The 17,409-nt window shown below is 60.4% G+C and carries 9 protein-coding genes and 2 pseudogenes; 4 read left to right on the top strand and 7 right to left on the bottom strand.

All coding sequences use genetic code 11. From position 1 onward, the window contains the following. Window positions 1-72 precede the first annotated feature (72 nt). The 5 genes and pseudogenes from selO to J2X66_RS30275 all read right to left on the bottom strand — a co-directional run. Complete coding sequence (gene selO / locus J2X66_RS18005; RefSeq protein WP_310266701.1) at window positions 73-1,536, bottom strand: protein adenylyltransferase SelO; 1,464 nt, start codon at window positions 1,534-1,536, stop codon at window positions 73-75. Between the two features lie 48 nt (window positions 1,537-1,584). Then, window positions 1,585-4,935 carry a mechanosensitive channel MscK gene (gene mscK / locus J2X66_RS18010; protein WP_310266702.1) on the bottom strand — a complete coding sequence of 1,117 codons (3,351 nt, stop codon included), beginning with the start codon at window positions 4,933-4,935 and terminating at the stop codon, window positions 1,585-1,587. A gap of 34 nt (window positions 4,936-4,969) precedes the next feature. Next, window positions 4,970-6,712, bottom strand: a complete 1,743-nt coding sequence (locus J2X66_RS18015; protein ID WP_123435543.1) for a potassium/proton antiporter — start codon at window positions 6,710-6,712, stop codon at window positions 4,970-4,972. A gap of 178 nt (window positions 6,713-6,890) precedes the next feature. Continuing rightward, window positions 6,891-7,763, bottom strand: coding sequence for a methyl-accepting chemotaxis protein (locus tag J2X66_RS30270; RefSeq protein ID WP_404942955.1), 873 nt, complete (start codon window positions 7,761-7,763; stop codon window positions 6,891-6,893). Continuing rightward, a pseudogene (locus J2X66_RS30275) lies at window positions 7,746-8,582 on the bottom strand (MCP four helix bundle domain-containing protein); the annotation flags it as partial. The gene J2X66_RS30270 and the pseudogene J2X66_RS30275, both read right to left, overlap by 18 nt. Before the next feature lie 210 nt (window positions 8,583-8,792). On the opposite strand from J2X66_RS30275, the gene J2X66_RS18025 reads away from it, so the two are divergent. The 4 genes and pseudogenes from J2X66_RS18025 to J2X66_RS30285 all read left to right on the top strand — a co-directional run bounded on the left by J2X66_RS18025 (window position 8,793) and on the right by J2X66_RS30285 (window position 11,361). Beyond that, entirely contained in the window at window positions 8,793-9,023 is a 231-nt protein-coding gene (locus tag J2X66_RS18025; protein ID WP_027922060.1) for a hypothetical protein, read from the top strand. Beyond that, complete coding sequence (locus J2X66_RS18030; RefSeq protein ID WP_310266709.1) at window positions 9,020-9,322, top strand: cell division protein ZapA; 303 nt, start codon at window positions 9,020-9,022, stop codon at window positions 9,320-9,322. The genes J2X66_RS18025 and J2X66_RS18030 overlap by 4 nt, the downstream gene beginning before the upstream one ends. Window positions 9,323-9,468: 146 nt before the next feature. Next, window positions 9,469-10,497: pseudogene (locus tag J2X66_RS30280) on the top strand (cache domain-containing protein); the annotation flags it as partial. A gap of 132 nt (window positions 10,498-10,629) precedes the next feature. Next, window positions 10,630-11,361: a methyl-accepting chemotaxis protein gene (locus J2X66_RS30285; protein ID WP_405046790.1), complete on the top strand. Its 732-nt coding sequence runs from the start codon at window positions 10,630-10,632 to the stop codon at window positions 11,359-11,361. A 120-nt stretch (window positions 11,362-11,481) separates the two neighbouring features. Here J2X66_RS30285 and J2X66_RS18040 read toward each other — a convergent pair whose 3' ends face one another. Next, window positions 11,482-13,284, bottom strand: coding sequence for an acyl-CoA dehydrogenase (locus tag J2X66_RS18040; protein ID WP_310266714.1), 1,803 nt, complete (start codon window positions 13,282-13,284; stop codon window positions 11,482-11,484). A 167-nt stretch (window positions 13,285-13,451) separates the two neighbouring features. Continuing rightward, window positions 13,452-17,402, bottom strand: coding sequence for a trifunctional transcriptional regulator/proline dehydrogenase/L-glutamate gamma-semialdehyde dehydrogenase (gene putA / locus J2X66_RS18045; protein WP_310266716.1), 3,951 nt, complete (start codon window positions 17,400-17,402; stop codon window positions 13,452-13,454). Window positions 17,403-17,409: the final 7 nt, after the last annotated feature.

Raw genomic sequence — 17,409 nt, forward strand, 5'->3', positions numbered from 1 at the left:
ATCCCGATTATCAATAGGTCGAGGCCTATGGCCGTGAGCACCGATCAATGCCAATCCGAAATTTCGGTGGGCTCAAGACGAACAACTAATCTCCAAATGCTTGCCCCACTCCGGCGGCCGCTCGGCGTAACTCTCCATCCCCGGCTGTTCCTCGAACGGATTGCTCAGCACTGCGTGCAGCCGTCGAACCTCTGAATAGTCGCCGCTCTCAGCCGCATCGATAGCCTTCTGCGCCAGGTAATTACGCAGGATGTACAGCGGATTGACCGCGTGCATCCTTTTGCGTCGCTGTTCCTGGTCAACCACGCCTTCGCGAGCCACCCGGGCAACGTAGAGCTCGCCCCAGGCATCGAAACCCTTGATGTCGACGAAGTCATCGCGCAAGCGGGAAACGGCCAGCTCCGGGGCGTCCTCACCCAATCGACGGAAGAACAGGCTGTAATCGACGCCACTGTTCTGCATCAATTGCAGCAGGTGTTCCAGCAGTTTCTGGTCATCGTCTTCCGCGGTGGTGAAGCCGAGGCGGCGGCGCATCAGGTCCAGGTAGTGGGCTTGGTACAGCGGCAGGTACAGCCCGAGGGTTTCGCGCAGGGCTTCGACACTGATGAACGGCGTCAGGGCCTGGGCCAGGGCGCTGAGGTTCCATTGGCCGATCGGCACCTGGTTGCTGAAGGAGTACCGGCCCTGATCGTCGGAGTGGTTGCAGATGAAGTGGGCATCGAAGTCGTCGAGGAAGGCAAATGGGCCGTAGTCGAAGGTGATGCCGAGGATCGACATGTTGTCGGTGTTCATCACTCCGTGGCAGAAGCCATAGGCCTGCCACTTGGCAATCAGCTCGGCGTTACGCTCGACGATTTCGCGGAACATCGCCAGATACGGTTCCGGTTGTTCCAGGCACTCGGGAAAATGCATGGCCAGCACGTGCTCGCCGAGTTCTTTCTGCTTCTCGGGGCGTTTGGTGTAGTAGAAATACTCGAAATGCCCGAAACGCACGTGACTCGGCGCCACACGCAGGACCATCGCCGCGCGTTCCTGTTTCTCGCGCCAGACCGGCGTATCGGAGCCAATCACGCACAGCGCGCGGGTGGTCGGAATGTTCAGGGCATACAGCGCCTCAGAGGCGAGAAACTCGCGGATCGAGGAGCGCAACACCGCGCGGCCATCGCCCATGCGTGAAAAAGGCGTCTGGCCGGCGCCCTTGAGGTGCAAGTCCCAGTGTTCACCGGCCTGGTTGTAGACCTCGCCCAGCAACAAGCCGCGTCCATCACCCAGTTGCGGGTTGTAGGAGCCGAACTGATGCCCGGAATAGACCATCGCCCTCGGTACCGCGTCGGCCCAGAGCTTATGGCCGCTGAACAGCTCGGCGAACTCCGGGGTTTCAGCAACGGCCGGATCCAGGTCCAGCAATGCCATGGCCGCAGGGCTGGCCACCACCAGGCGCGGGTTATCGATGGGCTCGGGCAGCACATGGACGGAAAACGTATCGCCCAGGCGGGCAAAACGATTATCGAAGGTCAGTTCGTCGAGGGCTTTCACCGGCCATCTCCAGCAGAATGTCCTGGCATTCTGCTGGGGATAGGGCGGTTAGTCGAGCTTGGCAGGTGGCGGCTCTTGCAGGGGTTTGCCATCGGCCATCGGCACGATGGTTTTACTTTCCGGCTCGATCGGCACCATTTTGTATTCCTGACCCTGAAGGTTCTTGAGGTAGACCTCCATCTGCCGGAACGAGATGTTGATGTGCTGCTTCTTGAACTCGCGGTTGATGAAGCGGTTGACCTCATCGAGCACCGGGTTGCGGTCACCGAGGTCGCGCACGTGCATGCGCAACTCGTGGTCGAGGGTGCTTTCGCCGAAGTTCAGGAAGTACACGTGCGGTTCCGGGTCCTTCAGCACGCGCGGGTTATCGCGGGCCGCCTTGAGCAGCAGCTCTTTCACCAGGTCCAGGTCCGAGCCGTAATCGACGCCGAGCTTGAGGGTCACCCGGGTGATGGTGTCGGTGAGGGACCAGTTGATCAGTTGCCCGGTGATGAACGTCTTGTTCGGGACAATGATGTCCTTGCGGTCAAAGTCGGTGATGGTCGTGGCGCGGATGCGGATCTTGCTCACCGTACCCGACAGGTTGCCGATGGTGATGGTGTCGCCGATCCGTACCGGGCGCTCGAACAGAATCATGATGCCGGAGATGAAGTTCGCAAAGATCTCCTGCATCCCGAAACCGAGACCGACCGACAGCGCGGCTACCAGCCATTGCAACTTGTCCCAGCTCACGCCGAGGGTCGACAGGGTCGAGACAAAACCGACGCCGGCGATCACGTAGGACAGCAGCGTGGTCGTGGCGTAGGCGCTGCCCTGCGCCAGGTTGAGCTTGGACAGCACCAACACTTCCAGCAGACCCGGCAAGTTGCGGGCGAGGGCGAAAGTGATGCCGATGATGATCAGCGCGCCGAGCATGTCGCCGATGCTGATCGGCACCATGCTCATGGTGGCGCCCGTGCCGCTGGTGTATTCGTAGAGGGTGATGTTGTCCAGGTATGAGAACACCGAAATCAGGTCGGACCAGGCCCAGTACAGCGCGGCCATGAAGCCGCCGAGCAGCGCCAGGCGAATCAGTCGCAAGGACTGTTCGTTGACCTTCTCGATGTCCAGCGTCGGTTCCTCGATGACAGCTTCGCCATCACCTGCCTCTTTCGCAGCCTGACGTTTGGCCAGGGCTCGCTGGTACGCCAGGCGGCGCGCCGCCACGCTGAGGCCGCGGACAAAGGTGGCTTCGATCACCAGCCAGAACATCAGCAGGTAAAGGGTGTTGATCAGTCGATCACTGAGCTTGAGCGCCGTGTAGTAGTAGCCGAAGCACACGGCCACGAACAGCGCGATTGGCAGGGCGGTAAACAGGATCCCTACGATTTTGCGGAACAGCGAAGTGTTCTCGTGCGTCGGGCTGCGCATCAGCAAGCGGCTGAGCAGCCAGGCCATCAAGGCATAGCAGGTCAACACCACCGGCATGCCCAGCACGTCATCGGCGAGCGTTGCCGGTTGCAGTTCGGCGACCGCCACTACCGCCACCAGCGCCATGACCACCAGACCGAGTCGACGGACCCAGCCTTGAAGGAATTCGACCTGAGGCTTTTCCCAACGGAAATGCAGTTCCGCCACGCCACCCGGCGCAAGGATCCGATAGGCGGTGTAGAACACCAGCCACGCCTGGGCCATTTGCAGCAGCGCGGCACCCATGTTGGCGTTTTGCCCGCGGGCGTCGATCTGCAAGGCGAGGCCGCACAAGGCCAGGCCGAGCGCGACCGGCATCGCCAGCAATATATTGATCAGAATGGCCTGAGGCGTGTGCCACTGGCTGTCGCGCTTGAAGTGGCCGATGTCCTTGTGGACCTTGTTCAGTCGGGCATACAGGCTTTTGCGGCGCCACAGCAGGGCGCCGATCAGCAGCACCAGCGGCAGAAACAGCAGCGGACGTTGAATCAGGCCATCGCTCAACTCACTCAGGCTGGAAAACCACGGCAAGGTGGTGACCTGGCGCTGCAAGCGTTCCGGCACGGCGCGAATCCATTCCAGGTCCAGAGGCTTATTGCTGGGGATCCAGAACATTTGCTCGTCTAGGGTCGCGCGCAGGCTTTGCGCGGTGCTCAGCAGTTGTTTCTGATTGAGTTGCAGGGTGATGGATTCGTTGAGCACGGCGCTCAATTCGCGGTTCAGTCGCTCCAGCAGGTCGGCGCGGGTCGTGGCCAGTTCCAGCAGGCTCTTGCGCAGTTGCGGGGTGACTTGATCCGGCGGCTGGGTCGACAGCAGATTATCGACGTAAGTGGCCGGATTGCTCAGCAGTTCGCGTTGCTGGCTGACTTCAAACTGATAGAGACGAATGTCGGCGATCTGGTCGGCCAGGTCGCGGTCGAGCCTCAAGCGCGGCAGGGACTGCTTCTGTTTGTAGAGAATCTTGGAGAGCAGCAGGCTGCCCTTGAGCACGTTGATTTGCTCGTCCAGCGCTGAATCGCTCTGGGTGACGTTGTCCAGTTGCTGCTTGGTCTGCAGGTTTTGCTGGGTGACTTCGTTGAGGCGGTCGGTGCTTTTGAGCAGGTAGTCGGACAGCTTCAGGTTGGCCGCGCTTTCGGTGGCCAACAGGGCGCTGCCACCGGATTTCTGCGCCTCGATGGACTGCTGGGTCACCGTTTCCTGGGACTGCGCCAGGCGTTTCTGGTTGATCAGGGTTTGCAGCTCCTGGATCTCCTGATCCAGACGATCGGATTTTTCCGAGAGCAAATCGTGCTGGCCGCTGCCCAGGTCCTGCAACTGACTATTGCCGGCCAGTTCCTGACGGCGCAGCGGGATCAGTGCATTCAAGGCGGCGAGTTCAGCATTGAGCAAGTCGCGCTGTTCACCACTCAAGGTTTTGCCGGCATCTTTGCCGGTCTTGAGGATGTTGTTGATTTGTTGAATGCGCGTCTGGCTAGCCGAAATTTCCGCCTGGGCGCGTTCCGGGCGAGTCTGGGCGGTAATCACCAGACTGTTGGCGTCGGCCAGGGCTTTTTGCAGATCGCTTTGCTGAGTCGAGCGCTCGGTGAGCATTTGCTCGAGCTGCGGGATCGACAGGTTGGCGTAGCGCTGCCCGACCGGCTGCGCCTTGGTCGCCTTGAGGCGCGCCAGTTCACGCTGGTTCTCGATGTTCTGCTTGGGCGCGGTGGCCAGTTGCTGTTTGAGGTCGGCGAGTTTCTGCTCGTAGTCACGCGCGTTGTTGAGCTGGGTCAGCGTGTTCTGCAGGATGGCTTGCAGCGCTTTCTGGTCGGCTTCCGGCAGCTTGCGGTCGGCGATCTTGTCCAGGCTTGCCTGCACGGCTTCGCTGGACGGCGGTTCGGCCGCTTGCAGCGTGCCGATGGAGAGGCTCAAGCCCAGCAGGGCCATGACGAAAAAGGTGCGCAGGGTTGACATAGAGACCGATCGAAAACGAGACGAAGAGTGGAGTTTAGAGGAACAAGCCCGGACCCGGGCGACTTCCTTCGGGGAATCTGACGCCCACTTTGCCGATCTTGTTCCCCTCCATGACCGCCACGGTCCAAATGGTGTTGTTCCACTCCACCTGGTCGCCGACCACGGGTGCACCCCCGACTTTCTGGGCGATGAAGTGGCCGAGCGCCATGTCCGGATCGATGCCTTCGACTTTCAACCCGTACAGCGAAGCAACCGCGCCCAGCTGGGCGTCTCCTTCGAGTACGAAGTCGCCGAAGAAGCGCAAATCCAGACCCCGTTGCGGTGCCTGGCTGAAGAGTTTTCCGAGCGCCGGCAGGTTGTGTTCATGGCCGATAACACACAGCAAATCATCGACTTCCAGCACCGTACTACCCGACGGATGGAGCAATTGCTGGCCACGAAACAGGGCTGCGATGCGCGTACCTTCAGGCATTTTCAGCTCGCGGAGGGGCGAGCCAATGCACCATTTCTCGGCACCGAGGCGATAAATGAACAGTTCCCACTCACTGGTGACATGCACTTCCAGTGCAGACCGCGAGATCGGCGCGGGCTCCGGCGGCACCGTCACTTTCAGCAGTTTGGCCACCCACGGCAGGCTTGTGCCCTGCACCAGCAGCGACACCAGCACAATAAAGAAGGCGAGATTGAAATAGAGCTGGGCGTGGGGCAAACCGGCCATCAGCGGGAACACCGCCAAAATGATCGGGACCGCGCCGCGCAGGCCGACCCAGGAAATGAACGCTTTTTCGCGGCCATGGAATGCCTTGAACGGCAGCAATCCAGCCACCACCGACAGCGGCCGCGCGACCAGAATCATCCACAGCGCCAAGCCCAGAGCGGGCAGGGCGATCGGCAGCAAGTCATGCGGGGTAACCAGCAGACCCAGCACCAGGAACATCCCGATCTGCGCCAGCCAGGCCATGCCGTCGAGCATGTGCAGAATGCCGTGACGGCTACGCACCGGCCGGTTGCCGATGACCAGACCGCACAGGTACACCGCGAGGAAGCCGCTGCCGTGCAGGGCGTTGGTCAGGGCAAACACCACCAGACCGCCGGCAATCACCAGAATCGGGTAGAGGCCGTTGGCCAGGTTGATCCGGTTGACCAGTTGCAGCATCAGCCAGCCGCCGCTGAGGCCAACGACGGCGCCGATACCGAACTCACGCACGAAGTGCCCGAGCAAGCTCCAGTGCAGGCCGGTCTCGCCGCTGGCGAGCATGTCGATCAAGGTGACGGTGAGGAACACCGCCATCGGGTCGTTGCTGCCGGATTCGATTTCGAGGCTGGCGGTGACCCGTTCGTTCAGGCCTTTGCCACCCAGCAGCGAGAACACTGCCGCGGCGTCGGTCGAGCCGACAATCGCGCCGATCAACAGGCCCTGAATAATGCTCAGGTTGAACAGCCAGGCGGCGACCATGCCGGTCAACGCCGTGGTAATTAACACCCCGACCGTGGCCAGCGACAGCGCCGGCCAGAGCGCAACGCGAAAACTCGCGACCCGGGTGCGCAAACCACCGTCGAGCAGGATCACCGCCAGCGCGAGGTTGCCGACCAGATAAGCTGTGGGGTAGTTATCGAAAATAATGCCGCCACCGTCGACGCCGGCAGCCATGCCCACGGCCAGGATAATCACCAGAATCGGGATACCGAGGCGGGACGAAAGTGAGCTCACCAGAATGCTCGCACCTACCAGCAACGCGCCGATCAGAAACAGGCTGTTGATGGTGATTGCATTCAAAGGCAGTACTCCAGAAAACGAAAGGCGGGCACAAACTGACCATGCAGTCTGCGTGCCAGCGATTCTAACCTGTTGAAATGTGATGCTGTCAAAAAGGTTTTTGCATTGATGCACCGCGATGGCAATACCAGCCCTGTAGCAGCTGGCGCCAGCTGCTACAGGGGCGGTGTGATGGCTGTCAGAGGCTAAACCGCCCAACCATGTTGTTCAGGTCCAGCGCCAATCGAGACAGTTCATTGCTCGCTGCACTGGTCTGATTCGCCCCGGTCGCCGATTGCACCGACAAATCACGAATGTTCACCAGGTTGCGATCCACTTCGCGGGCCACTTGCGCCTGCTCTTCAGCGGCGCTGGCGATGACCAGGTTGCGTTCGTTGATCTCGACGATGGCGCTGTTGATGGTGTCCAGCGACAAGCCGGCGCCACGAGCAATGTTCAGCGTCGACTCGGCGCGCTCGGTGCTGTTGCGCATCGAATCCACGGCGTGCTCGGTGCCACTCTGGATGCTGCCGATCATGCGTTCGATCTCGCTGGTCGACTGCTGAGTGCGATGCGCCAGGGCACGAACCTCATCCGCCACCACCGCAAAACCGCGACCGGCCTCACCGGCGCGAGCCGCTTCGATGGCCGCGTTCAGGGCCAGCAGGTTGGTCTGGTCGGCCAGACCGCGAATCACGTCCAGCACTTTGCCGATATCGCGGGATTCGTTGGCCAGGTCGCCGATCAGCGTCGCGGTGCTCTGCACATCGGCGCTCATGCGCTCGATGGCGCTGACGGTTTCCTGCACCAGATCACGGCCATCACCGGCCGATGTCGTGGCATTTTTCGAGGCTTCGGAAGTGCTCACGGCGTTACGTGCGACTTCTTCCACGGCGCTGGTCATTTCATTGACCGCAGTGGCCGCCTGTTCGATTTCATTGTTCTGCTGAGTCAGGCCGCGAGCGCTTTCGTCGGTGACGCTGTTGAGCTCTTCAGCGGCGGACGCCAGTTGCGTGGCCGAGCCGGAAATCCGTTGCAGGGTGTCGCGCAACTTGTCCTGCATCTTCGACATCGCCAACAGCAAGCGACCCGCTTCGTCTTCACCATCGACGGTGATCGGACGCGTCAGGTTGCCTTCGGCAATTTCCTCGGCAGCGCTCAGTGCGTTGGCGATCGGCTTGGTGATGCTGTTGGTCAGCAGCCAGGCGAACAATAGGGTCAGGCCGGTGGCGATGACCAGCAGGGTGATCACCAGGTTGAATGCCGAGGAATACTGATCGGCTGCCTGTTGATTGGTGTCGACGGTCTGCTGTGTGTTGATCTCCAGCAAACGGTTGAGCACGGTATTGACCGCTTCGGAGTTGGTCAGCAAGTCGGTGTTGAGCAACGTGCGCAGTTCATCGACCTGATTGTTGCGTGACAGGCTCTTCATGCGGTCTTCGATCTGGCGGTACTGACCCAGTAACTGCACGTATTGATCATAAGCCGCACGTTCCTGCGGGCTGCTGATCAGTTTTTCGTAGGTCGTCTGGGCGCTGCGGATCTGCTGATTGCGGGTTTCCAGCAGGTCCATGGTTTTCTGCTGCACGTCCGGCTCGCGGTTGACCAGCAAGCGGTATGACAACACGCGCAAGCGCAGGGTCAGTTGAGTGAATTCGTCGAGGCTCTTGATGCTCGGCACGCTGCTCAAGGTAATGTCCTCGGCGGCTCCGCGAATCTTGCTCATCTGGTTCAAGGCGAACACGCCCAGGATCAGCATCAAGCTGCCAATCAGGGCAAAACCGAGGAACGCCCGTGGAGCGATATTCATATTACGAAGGGACATGGTGTTTACCGAAGTGAGCGCACCCGTGCGGCGCTGAAGCTGACGTATGAGTGACTTATCGGTCATGCGACTAAAGTCTTGAGTCCCTGCGCGTTTTTGTCGCACAACGGCCTTCTGCGACGAAGTGCAGGAACCCGATCCGCCAATCACAGTCTTTAATGCTCGCGAGAAAGGTCGCCTGCCAGGAAAATCAAGGCCTTGGGCCCCAATAACCCTGGCATCCGTGGTGACTTTTCTTTATCGTACGCGCCCTTTGAAAATGCTCGGAAAATCAAAATGTTGGAAGCATCCCTAAGCCAATTGGAACAGCTGGTAAATGACCTGGTGCAACAGAACCAGGCACTGCTGGGCACTAACCAGACCCTGAGTGCAGAACTGGCTCAGGCCAAGGATGAAAACGAAAGCCTGCAACTGAGCCTGATGGAGCAGGAAGAGAAACAAGGCGCCACCGCCGCACGCATCCAGGCCTTGGTTGAGCGCGTCAGCGCCGGTCCGGTCAGCGCATGAATCACGGCGCCGCAGGGGTAAAAGTCGTCTCGATCCTGGGGGAGGACTATTCGATCAAGGCGCCGGCCGGGGAAGAGCAAACCCTGCTGGACGCCGCGATGATGTTGAAAGCTGCTTTGGCCGACACCAAACGGAAGTACCCGACCCTGATCGGTGATCGCCTGCTGGTACTGGCCGCGATGAATCTGTGCTCGCAGCAAATCGAATTGAAAAAGCAGCACAAGCAGGAACTCGACCGTTACCAAGAGCAAGTCAGCGCCACGGTTGAAGTGATCTCCAAGACGATCAATCAGGCCTGATCGGCTTTGCGCACAACCAAAGAATAAATTGTCGATAAGTGTTGTATACAATCGGCACGGCTGTTGCAGTGTTTCAGCCTCTTATTCTTTGGGGGTGCACCATGCAGTTCTGGCGACGCAGTATTCAATGGCAGTTAATCCTGAGCATGGGCACCGCCCTGCTGGTCAGTATCCTGATCGTAGTGGGTATTTATACCCTCGTGGTTAACCGTCTCGCCCAGAGCTATCTGGTCGAACAGGCCTTGCCGTCGAGCATCGAAGCGATGCGCAACGACATCGAACGAATCCTCGTTCAACCCCTCACCGCCGCCAAGGACATCGCCAGCAATAGCATGGTGCGGGACTGGTTGGCCGCGGGTGAAGACAGCGGGCGGACGGCTGAATTCGCGCAATACCTGGAAGGCATTCGCGCCGAGCACAAAGCTTTCACCGCGCTGATTATCGGCACCGCTTCAAATCACTATTTGACCGAAAAAGGTCTGGACCGGACCCTCAGCCGTTCCAATCCCAAAGACGCCTGGTTTTATTCATTCCTCGACAGCAATCAGCCGCGCACCCTCAATATCGACAATGACACCGCAACCGGAGAATTGGCGCTGTTCATCGACCTCAAGGTTCAGGCCGCCGGTAAAGTCGTGGGCGTTGCGGGCCTGGGGCTGAGCATGAAAGAGCTGTCAGAGCTGATCCACAACTTCAGCTTCGGGGCGCGCGGCAAGGTCTATCTCGTGCGTTCCGACGGTTTGATCCAGGTGCATCCCGAGGCGCAATTCAGCGGTAAACGCACCTTGGCCGAGCAAATTGGTGCCCCGGCAGCGCAAGCAGTCATGGGTCAAAAAACTGCCACGAACAGTAGCTTTACAAGAGATGGCGAAGACTTCCTAGCGTTGAGCCTGCCGCTGCGGGACCTGGGCTGGACGCTGGTGGCCGAAGTGCCGCAATCGCAGATCTACGCCGAAGCCCGCCGCGCCATGTGGATGAGCAGCGGCATCGGCCTGGCCGTGGCGCTGGTGTGCCTGTTGCTGGTGGTGTTGCTGGCCCGTGGTTTGGTGCGCCCGATCCGTCAGGTAACAGCGGCATTGGTGGCCATTGGTAGCGGCGGTGGAGATTTGACCCATCGGTTAGATTCCAGTCGTGCCGATGAACTGGGTGACCTGGCGCGCGGCTTCAATCGGTTCCTCGACAGCCAGCGTGAAATGATCGGCGAAGTGCTGACCACGAGCGAACGCTTGCGCACCGCCGTCGGCCAAGTGGCGAAGGTGGTGGACAACACCGCTCAGCGCTCTGGTCGGCAGCAGGAAATGACCGACATGGTCGCCACTGCCGTTCATGAGATGGGTTTGACCGTGCAGGAAATCGCCCAGAACGCCGGCAACGCGGCGGTTGCTTCGCAAAATGCTCGCGATGAGGCGATGCAGGCGCGGGAAGTGGTCGGCGGATCGATTCGACATATAGAAAGCATGTCGGATGAAATCGGCCTTGCGGCGACGGCGGTGGGCGAGCTGGCTCATCAGGTCGCCTCTATCGATCAGGTGTTGGCGGTGATTCGCGGGATTTCCGAGCAGACCAATTTGCTGGCGCTCAACGCCGCCATCGAAGCGGCGCGAGCCGGGGACATGGGCCGTGGATTCGCGGTAGTCGCGGATGAAGTGCGTACGTTGGCGCGACGCACGCAGTCGTCGACCGATGAGATTCAGCAGATGATCGGCAGCCTCAAGCAGGGTGCGGAGAATGCGGTGTCGTCGATGCACAGCGGACAAGCGGCGACGGGCACCGGTGTTGAATCGAGCCAGCGCACCGGGGCGTCGTTGACGGCGATTACCGGGCAGGTGGAGCGGATCAGCGACATGAATCATCAGGTGGCGACGGCGACGGAAGAGCAGTCGGCGGTGACCGAGGAGATCAATCGCAACGTGCAGGGGATTTCGGATTTGGCGCGGGCTACGGCTGGTGAAGTCAGGGCTTGTCGCGAAGACTGTCAGACATTGCAGCGGTTGGCGGATGATTTGGCGCGGCAGATGGGCAGTTTCAAACTCACCTGACCGATCGTTCCCATGCTCCGCGTGGGAATGCCTCAATGGACGCTCTGCGTCCGCTTCTGGGGCGCGGAGCGTCCCGGGCTGCATTCCCACGCAAAGCGTGGGAACGATCAGTGTTAGGTGTCAAAACCACTCATCCTGCATGGTCAGGCACACATCATCCCGCGCCTCAAGAATCGCCAATTCATGGTGGCAACCCGGCACTTCCCACGTCAGGAAATACCGCGCCGCCTGCAGCTTGCCCTTATAGAAGCTCACATCCGCCGCATGACCCTTGGCCAGCCCTTCCTCGGCCCGGATCGCCTGTTCCAGCCAGCGCCAGCCAATCACCATGTGCCCGAACACTTTCAGGTACAGCGCCGAATTCGCCAGGCTGCTGTTGACCTTGCCCAGACCCAGGTCCGTGAGCAAACCGATGGTCACCGTTTGCAGGCGAGCCACCAGTTTTTCCAGCGGTTCACGCAGTGCCGTCAGCGATTCGTATGCCTGAGCGCGCTCGGCCGTATCGGCGATCAGCCGGATCAATTGCTTGAGCCCGGCACCACCGTTCTGCGCCAGTTTGCGCCCCAGTAAATCCAGTGACTGAATGCCGTGAGTACCCTCATGAATCGGGTTCAGGCGGTTATCGCGGTAGTACTGCTCAACCGGATATTCGCGGGTATAGCCGTGGCCGCCCAGAATCTGGATCGCCAGTTCGTTGGCCTTCAGGCAAAACTCCGACGGCCAGGATTTGACGATCGGCGTCAGCAGATCCAATAGTTCATGGGCCTGTTTGCGCTGGTCCTCGGTCTCCAGCGTCGTGGTGTCATCGAACAGCCGCGCTGCATACAACCCAAGGTCGAACGAGCCTTCGACGTAGGCCTTCTGAGTCAGCAACATGCGTTTGACGTCAGCGTGCTGAATGATCGCCACCGGTGCGGTGTTCGGATCCTTGCTGTCCGGCACCCGACCCTGCGGACGCTCACGGGCGTACTCCAGCGAATACAGATAACCGGCGTAACCGAGCATCACCGCGCCCATGCCGACGCCGATCCGCGCCTCGTTCATCATCTGGAACATGTAGCTCAAACCGTGGTGCGGCTTGCCCACCAGATACCCGACACACTCCCCGTTATCGCCGAAGTTCAGCGCGGTGGAGGTGGTGCCGCGCCAGCCCATCTTGTGGAACAGCCCGGCCAGCAGCACGTCATTGCGCTTGCCGAGGCTGCCGTCATCGTTGACCAGAAACTTGGGCACGATAAACAGCGAAATACCCTTCACTCCGGCCGGTGCGTCCGGCAATTTGGCCAGCACCATGTGCACGATGTTTTCCGACAGCGGATGGTCGCCGCCCGAGATGAAAATCTTGTTGCCCTTGAGGCGATAGGTGCCGTCAGACGCAGGCTCGGCGCGTGTACGAATATCCGACAGCGAGGAACCGGCGTGCGGCTCGGTCAGGGCCATGGTGCCGAAGAAGCGACCGTCGATCATCGGTTGCAGGAAGCGCTGCTTCTGTTCATCGGTGCCGAAGCTTTCGATCAGGTTGGCCGCGCCCATGGTCAGAAACGGATAGGACGTCGATGCCGCGTTGGCCGATTGAAAGTGCGCAAAGCAAGCCTGCGATAGCAGCGTAGGAAGTTGCATGCCGCCGGCGTCGAAACTGCGCGCCGCGTTGAGGAAACCGGCTTCGAGGAAGGCATCCACCGCCGGTTTCACTTCCGGAATCAGAATCGCCTGACCGTTTTCGTAGCGCGGCTCGTTTTCGTCGTTCTTGCGGTTATGCGGCGCGAAGAATTTCTCGGCGATGTTGCGAGCGGTGCCAATAGCCGCATCGAAGGTTTCGCGATTGTGTTCGGCAAAACGCTCACGCTGAGTCAGGCCCTCGGCATCGAGGACTTCATACAGCTCGAAAGCCAGATTGCGGGAACTGAGCAACGTCTCGGACATAGCGGCCTACCTTTTTTGGGGATGGGCCGAGTCTAGGCGTGGGAATAAAGGCTGAACAGGATGATTGATGATCGTGATGGAGAGACAGAACGAGAGGGAAGGATAAAGCTGAGGAGGGCGGACATGATCGTTCCCACGCAGAGCGTGGGAACGATCACAAGGAGGGTTTAACCGATCGTCATCAGACTGGCATTGCCTCCAGCAGCAGCTGTGTTAACGCTCAAAGCCCGCTCGATCACCAGACGCTCCAGCGCAATGTTGGTCTCGCCTTGCGACAAACCATGAACACCGACAATGGCGCCCGCACGCTTGGCCACTTGCTGGCACACCGCACGCAACTGGTCGGAATGGCCATGATGCAGAACCGCATCAAACACCACTTCATCCTTGTTCCAGTCGGACACCAGCTTGATGCGTGCCTGAACTTCCTTCGGCAGACGTGCGAACAACGCCTTGCTCACGTCAGATTCCGGCCACACCGCCGAACCACCGACAGCCAACACCGCTGCCAGTTGAGTCAACAGATCGCCTTCAACCTCGGCCAGACACAGCACGTGCTCACGCGGCAGGATGGCGTAGCTGTTGCGCTCGCCGGTCGGGCCGGCCAGTACGCGGGTGATCCCGCTTTGCGATTGCGCCGTGAACTGCACGCACAGGGCGCTCAGGTCGGCAAACTTGTTACTGTCAGCCCAGGCTTTCAGGGCAGTCAGCGGCTTGCTCATGGCATCACGCAGGCGAACGTCCGGCGCAGCGATGGCGTCACCACGAGCGAAGGATTGTTCGATCGCATCGGTAGGACGTGTCGACAGCAGGCGATACAGGTACAGCGGACCACCCGCCTTCGGACCCGTCCCCGACAAGCCTTCGCCACCGAACGGCTGCACGCCGACTACAGCACCCACAATGTTGCGGTTCACGTAGACGTTGCCGGCGTTGACGTTGTCGATCACCTTGGCGATGGTCTCGTCAATCCGGGTGTGAACACCCAGCGTCAGGCCGTAGCCGGAAGCGTTGATCTGACCAATCAGTTGATCGATGTCTTTGCGCTTGTAGCGAACCACGTGCAGCACCGGACCGAAGATCTCCCGTTGCAGCTCGTCGAAGCTTTCCAGTTCGATCAGGGTCGGCATCACGAAGGTGCCGCGTTTGACTTCTTCGCTGTTGGCGATAGCCACCTGGTACACGTTGCGACCTTTGTCGCGCATGGCCTGGATGTGCTTCTCGATGCCAGCCTTGGCTTCGGCGTCGATCACCGGGCCGATGTCTACGGACAGGCGCTCAGGGTTGCCGAGGCGGCATTCAGCCATGGCGCCCTTGAGCATTTCGATCACGCGGTCAGCGGAATCTTCCTGCAGGCACAGCACGCGCAGGGCCGAGCAACGTTGGCCGGCGCTGTCGAAGGCCGACGACACGACGTCGATCACGACTTGTTCGGTCAGTGCCGAAGAGTCGACGATCATCGCGTTCTGACCACCGGTTTCGGCGATCAGCGGGATCGGACGGCCCTGGGCATCCAGGCGACCGGCGATGTTGCGTTGCAGCAAACGAGCGACTTCGGTGGATCCGGTGAACATCACGCCTTTAACGCGCTCGTCACCGACCAGCCCGGCACCCACGGTTTCGCCACGGCCCGGCAGCAGTTGCAGCACGCCTTCCGGAATCCCGGCTTCGAGCAGCAGACGCACGGCTTGAGCGGCGACCAGCGGGGTTTGTTCCGCAGGCTTGGCCAAAACCGGGTTACCGGCCGCCAGTGCTGCCGCGACTTGGCCACTGAAGATCGCCAGCGGGAAGTTCCACGGGCTGATGCACACCACCGGACCCAGCGGGCGGTGGGCGTCGTTGGTGAAATCGTTGCGTGCCTGCACTGCGTAATAACGCAGGAAGTCCACGGCTTCACGCACTTCGGCGATGGCGTTGGCGAAGGTCTTGCCGGCTTCACGAGCCAACAGGCCCATCAGCGGCTGGATCTCGCCTTCCATCAAATCGGCGGCACGTTCCAGGATAGCGGCGCGTTCGGCGGGCGGGGTGGCCTGCCAGATCGGCGCAGCGTTCAGGGCGCACTGGATCGCGTTGTCGACGTCTTCGACGGTAGCTTCTTGCACATGGCCAACCACGTCACGCAGATCGGACGGGTTCAAGACCGGCACAGGGGTTTCAGTGCTGGAGGCGCAGCCGAGCATCGGCGCGGCTTTCCAGTGGTTGTGAGCGGTGGCCAGCAGGGCGCAGGACAACGAAGCCAGACGATGTTCGTTGGCCATGTCGATGCCGCTGGAGTTGGCGCGCTCGGCACCATAAAGATCACGCGGCAGCGGGATACGCGGGTGCGGCAGGCCGAAGCCGCCTTCCAGCGTCGCCATCTGCTCGATGCTGGCCACTGGATCGGCCACCAGCTCCTGGATCGAAATCGATTGGTCGGCGATGCGGTTGACGAACGAAGTGTTCGCGCCGTTTTCCAGCAGGCGACGTACCAGGTAAGCCAACAGCGTTTCGTGCGTACCGACCGGAGCGTACACGCGGCACGGACGGTTCAGCTTTCCTTCGGAAACTTTGCCTACAACCTGTTCGTACAGGGGTTCACCCATGCCGTGCAGGCACTGGAACTCGTACTGACCCGGGTAATAGTTCTGACCGGCAATGTGGTAAATGGCCGACAGGGTGTGGGCGTTGTGCGTGGCGAATTGCGGGTAGATGACTTCCGGTACCGACAGCAGTTTGCGGGCGCAGGCGATGTAGGAAACGTCGGTGTACACCTTGCGGGTGTAGACCGGATAGCCTTCCAGGCCTTCGACCTGGGCGCGCTTGATTTCGCTGTCCCAGTACGCGCCTTTCACCAGGCGGATCATCAAGCGATGACGGCTGCGACGAGCCAGGTCGATCACGTAGTCGATGACGTACGGGCAACGCTTCTGATACGCCTGGATCACGAAACCGATGCCGTTCCAGCCGGTCAGTTGCGGTTCGAAGCACAGGCGCTCCAGCAGATCCAGCGACAGCTCGAGGCGGTCGGCTTCTTCGGCGTCGATGTTCAGACCGATGTCGTACTGCTTGGCCAGCAAGGTCAGCGACAGCAGGCGCGGGTACAACTCGTCCATCACACGCTCGTACTGGGCGCGGCTGTAACGCGGGTGCAGTGCCGACAGTTTGATGGAAATGCCCGGGCCTTCATAAATCCCACGACCGTGGGACGCTTTGCCGATGGAGTGAATGGCTTGTTCGTACGAGGCCAGGTACTTCTGCGCATCGTGCTCGGTGAGTGCCGCTTCACCCAGCATGTCGTAGGAATAACGGAAACCCTTGGCTTCGAACTTGCTCGCATTGGCCAGGGCTTCGGCGATGGTTTCACCGGTGACGAACTGCTCGCCCATCAGGCGCATGGCCATGTCGACACCCTTGCGAATCATCGGCTCGCCGCTCTTGCCGATGATGCGGCTCAGGGACGACGTCAAACCTGCTTCGTTATGCGTGGCGACCAGTTTGCCGGTCAGCAGCAGGCCCCAAGTGGCAGCGTTGACGAACAGCGACGGGCTGTTGCCCAAGTGCGGGTGCCAGTTACCGGTGCTGATCTTGTCGCGAATCAGTGCGTCGCGGGTGCCTTTGTCCGGGATGCGCAGCAGCGCTTCAGCCAGACACATCAGCGCTACGCCTTCCTGGGATGACAGGGAAAATTCCTGCAACAGGCCTTGAACAATCCCGGCACGGCCACCGGCACTTTTCTGATTGCGCAGCTTCTCGGCAATCGAGGAGGCCAGTTTGTTGGTGGCTTCAGCCATCGCTGCCGGCAGACGCGCCTGCTCGATCAGCATCGGCACCACTTCCGGCTCAGGGCGACGGTAAGCGGCGGTGATAGACGCGCGCAGCACCGATTGCGGCAGGATGCTTTCGGCGAATTCGAGGAAGCACTGGTGAGCGTGATCCAGAGGCGCATCGACGGTATCGTCGGAATCCTTGGTCAAACCGCTCAACTCAGTCAGGGTTGCACCACCCTCGAGTTTTTCCAGGTAATTGAAAATTGCCTGCTTGATCAGCCAGTGCGGCGTGCGATCAATCGAGGTCGCGGCCGCCTTGAGGCGCTCGCGGGTCGGGTCGTCAAGTTTGACCCCAAGGGTGGTGGTAGCCATATTTTTA

Source organism: Pseudomonas sp. 3296, assembly GCF_031456615.1.
GTDB lineage: Bacteria > Pseudomonadota > Gammaproteobacteria > Pseudomonadales > Pseudomonadaceae > Aquipseudomonas > Aquipseudomonas mucoides.

Coding starts and splice junctions, on each gene's coding strand:
- mscK (WP_310266702.1), bottom strand. CDS start 4,935: ATGTCAACCCTGCGCACCTTTTTCGTCATGGCCCTGCTGGGCTTGAGC.
- J2X66_RS30270 (WP_404942955.1), bottom strand. CDS start 7,763: ATGTCGAAGATGCAGGACAAGTTGCGCGACACCCTGCAACGGATTTCC.
- J2X66_RS18025 (WP_027922060.1), top strand. CDS start 8,793: ATGTTGGAAGCATCCCTAAGCCAATTGGAACAGCTGGTAAATGACCTG.
- J2X66_RS18030 (WP_310266709.1), top strand. CDS start 9,020: ATGAATCACGGCGCCGCAGGGGTAAAAGTCGTCTCGATCCTGGGGGAG.
- J2X66_RS30285 (WP_405046790.1), top strand. CDS start 10,630: ATGGTCGCCACTGCCGTTCATGAGATGGGTTTGACCGTGCAGGAAATC.
- J2X66_RS18040 (WP_310266714.1), bottom strand. CDS start 13,284: ATGTCCGAGACGTTGCTCAGTTCCCGCAATCTGGCTTTCGAGCTGTAT.
- putA (WP_310266716.1), bottom strand. CDS start 17,402: ATGGCTACCACCACCCTTGGGGTCAAACTTGACGACCCGACCCGCGAG.